Raw genomic sequence first — 3,078 nt, 5'->3', positions numbered from 1 at the left:
GCGGAGGGCGTTGAACCCCCGGTATTGCTATGGGCCCTGAGCCGCGACATTCGCATTCTCGACGGCATGCTCAGCGGCGGCCCGCCCCCCGACTGCCCCCCCAGCGAGTCAGGGCCATGCAGGCCCAGGCCCAGCGCCTCAACCCGCAACACCTGAAGGCCGCCCAGTCCAGCGCCATTCGCGCCGACCAGTGCGTGAAAGGCATGGCCAAAGGCGATCCCTGGCAGTACATCACCTCCCTGGCGCTGCGACTTGCAGGGCACCCTCTCCCGCGTAGCATGGAACGGTAAGGTAGCTGCAAGCGACAAGCTTCAAGCTGCAACGCGAAGAAGGCCCTGTGCCTCATGAATTCCCACAGGACTCCGCGCTGCCAGGCTGAGGGCCTCTATCTGTAGGAGTTCCTCTTGAGGGACGAACCGAGCGTAGCGAGGCAAGAAAGGATTGTCGCCCGCCGTTCTTTCTGAAACCTGTCGAGCTCTGAGATTCCTGATCGCCCTGCGGGCGATTTCCGCGCAAGCGCGGTTCGCACCTCAAGAGGTACTCCTACAGCGGCTTCGTAGAAATTGCGGACTACGAGGAACTTTCCAGTCTTTCCCTACCCCACCAGTGTAGCTTGTAGCTTGTAGCTTGTAGCTTGTAGCTTGTAGCTTGTAGCTTGTAGCTTGTAGCTTGTAGCTTGTAGCTTGTAGCTTGTAGCTTGTAGCTTGTAGCTTGTAGCTTGTAGCTTGTAGCTATATCTGGAGCTGTTATGCCCACCGCCCTGATCCCCATCGCCGATGGCAGCGAAGACATCGAAACCGTCACCCTGATCGACGTGCTGCGTCGTGCGGGCGTGGAAGTCACCGTGGCCAGCGTTACCGGCACACCTGACATTGTGGCCGCCCGTGGTACCCGTATCCGGGCCGACGCCTTGATTGACGATGTGATGGCACAGGACTTCGATCTGATCGTGTTACCCGGTGGCATGCCCGGCGCCAAGGCCCTGGCCGACAGCAAAAAGTTGATCGATAAACTTCACGGCCAGCGAGACAGCGGCCGCCTTTACGGCGCCATTTGCGCCGCCCCCGCGGTGGCTCTGGCGCCACACGGCCTGCTCGATGGCGTCGCGGCAACCGGCCACCCGGCCTTCACTGACGCCCTGCCGGATAAAAAGTAGAATGGAAGAGAGGGTGGTCCACGACGGCCAGTGCCTGACCAGCCGCGGCCCGGGCACCGCTCTGGAATTCGCTCTGACGTTGGTAGAAACCCTGTGCGGCAGGGAGAAGCGCGATACAGTGGCATCGCCCATGGTGCTTTGAACCCTGACACCACCGGCAATTTGGCACAAATTGCCATCACTCAATGGCGGAATTCTGCTAGCCTGTCAGGCCTCTGCCACAACCAGCCAGAACAACAATGAGTGAACCCCGGGATACTTCATCCATCAGCTTTACCGCCCTGTACACCGGCCATGTATGGACCCGTGACGGCATCTCCGCCCCCTTCTTTCGCACCCGCGGCGGCGCCTTTCTTTATGGCGCCCTGGCCCCCTTCGAGTACGTGGGTCGCCATGTGGTCGGCGGCAACATCCGCACCTTTCTGCTGCAGCGTCACCATCTGATTGATCATCGGCTTCATCAATTGATCAACGACGGGGTGACGCAGGTGGTGGAGATCGCCTGTGGCCTGTCACCCCGTGGCCACCGTTTCTGCCAGCAATACCCGCAGCTCACCTATATCGAAACGGATCTGCCGGATATGGCCCGGCGCAAGCAGCAACTACTGAAAGAGCACAGTGTTCTGAGCGAGCGTCATCGCGTGCAGCCGATCAATATCTTCGCGGAAGACGGAGAGCTGAGTCTGGATCATGTGCTGGGCCAACTGGACCAGAGCAAACCTGTGGTGGTGATTACCGAAGGGTTGGTCAACTACTTCCCGCTGGAGGTGATTTCCGACTTCTGGCGCAAGCTGGCCAGCGCCCTCACCGCTTTTCCTCGGGGCACTTATCTCACCGACAATTACCCGCTCTACAAGGGCATGCCCTTCTACCGCACACTCAAGGTGCTGGGTGGCATGCTGGGCACTGTGTCCCGCAGCCAGGTAGGGTTCCACTTCCACTCCGACATGGAAGCCGTGGATCACTTTCATTCCCTTGGCTTTCACAACCTCACCATCCACAACCCGGCGGACTACTACGGCAAGCTACCGATTCCGAAAACGCGGGGGAATCCCATGGTCAGGATCATGGAAGCAACCGTTGGGGCAGTTAACAGTTAATAGTGAACAGTTAACAGCTCGCGAGCTGGTTTTTTATGGCCAACAACAAAGAGGCCGCGCCCATGCTTTGGGTGCGGCCTCTTTCGTTTTTATCTTTTTTAGCTGTTAACTATTAACTGTTCACTGTTAACTGCTTCCCCCTCATCCATAAATGCGATGCACATTCCCTTCGCTGTCCTGGTGCAGGAAATACTCGCTGTTTTTCAGCAGCTCGGTGAATCGCTCTGCGGCCTGGATATTGCCGTGCTTGAACAGGCAGCGCAGGTAACCGGCGTCGTCGTAGTCAAACACCAGCAGCTCCAGTTTCAGCTCCGGGCTTTCCATGTAGAGCGTGCAGTCACGGGCGTGATCGGCGATGGAAAAACCGGGCTCGCTCAGTTTGATCAGACAACCAAAGAAATTGATGTCCACCACCTGTACCGGCTTGTTGAAGCGGAAGCGGTCGCCCACCCGGGATTCGCTGGTAACATAGCCGTGGTTGTTGCACGGCACCAGCCGCTCGGCACGACGGCGCTCGATACGCTGGTACTCCCCCTTGCCGAAACGGCGGATGCCCTGGACCCGTTCCAGTGACTCGCCCCGCAGGAAGGTAGAAAACAGGTCCAGAGACACTTCCCGCTTTTCCAGCTGCGGCAGGTGATCCGCCCCCTTGATCAGCGTGAACTGGGCATTGGGACACTTTTCGGCAAAAGAGGCGTTTTCCCAGGGCAGGGTAAAGCTGTCGAACTCGCCGGTAGTCACCAGGGTGTCGCATTCCGGATACCCCAGCAGCCCTTCCACAGACAACAGACGCCGCCCGTTGATCTTGTAGCGCTCCCGCTC

5 protein-coding genes are annotated in these 3,078 nt (G+C 58.8%); 4 read left to right on the top strand and 1 reads right to left on the bottom strand.

The features are described 5' to 3' along the window. The first annotated feature begins 116 nt into the window (after nt 1–116). The 4 genes from A3714_RS18165 to A3714_RS01165 all read left to right on the top strand — a co-directional run bounded on the left by A3714_RS18165 (nt 117) and on the right by A3714_RS01165 (nt 2,256). Nucleotides 117–290 (top strand): hypothetical protein, encoded by a 174-nt coding sequence (locus tag A3714_RS18165; RefSeq protein ID WP_231867808.1) that lies wholly within the window; start codon nt 117–119, stop codon nt 288–290. 458 nt (nt 291–748) lie between these two features. Then, on the top strand, nt 749–1,156 hold the full coding sequence (locus A3714_RS01170; protein ID WP_063531766.1) for a DJ-1 family glyoxalase III: 408 nt from the start codon (nt 749–751) through the stop codon (nt 1,154–1,156). Between the two features lies 1 nt (nt 1,157). Next, on the top strand, nt 1,158–1,298 hold the full coding sequence (locus tag A3714_RS17855) for a hypothetical protein (protein WP_197463340.1): 141 nt from the start codon (nt 1,158–1,160) through the stop codon (nt 1,296–1,298). Nucleotides 1,299–1,395: 97 nt separating this feature from the next. Beyond that, complete coding sequence (locus A3714_RS01165) at nt 1,396–2,256, top strand: class I SAM-dependent methyltransferase (protein ID WP_063509617.1); 861 nt, start codon at nt 1,396–1,398, stop codon at nt 2,254–2,256. A gap of 141 nt (nt 2,257–2,397) precedes the next feature. On the opposite strand, the gene A3714_RS17850 is transcribed toward A3714_RS01165, so the two are convergent. Continuing rightward, nucleotides 2,398–3,078 (bottom strand): alpha/beta fold hydrolase (locus A3714_RS17850; RefSeq protein WP_197463339.1); only part of this gene is annotated, 681 nt, incomplete at its 5' end.

The organism is Alcanivorax sp. HI0007 (assembly GCF_001635525.1).
Lineage (GTDB): Bacteria > Pseudomonadota > Gammaproteobacteria > Pseudomonadales > Alcanivoracaceae > Alcanivorax.
This window is presented reverse-complemented; position numbering and strand designations above follow the sequence as displayed.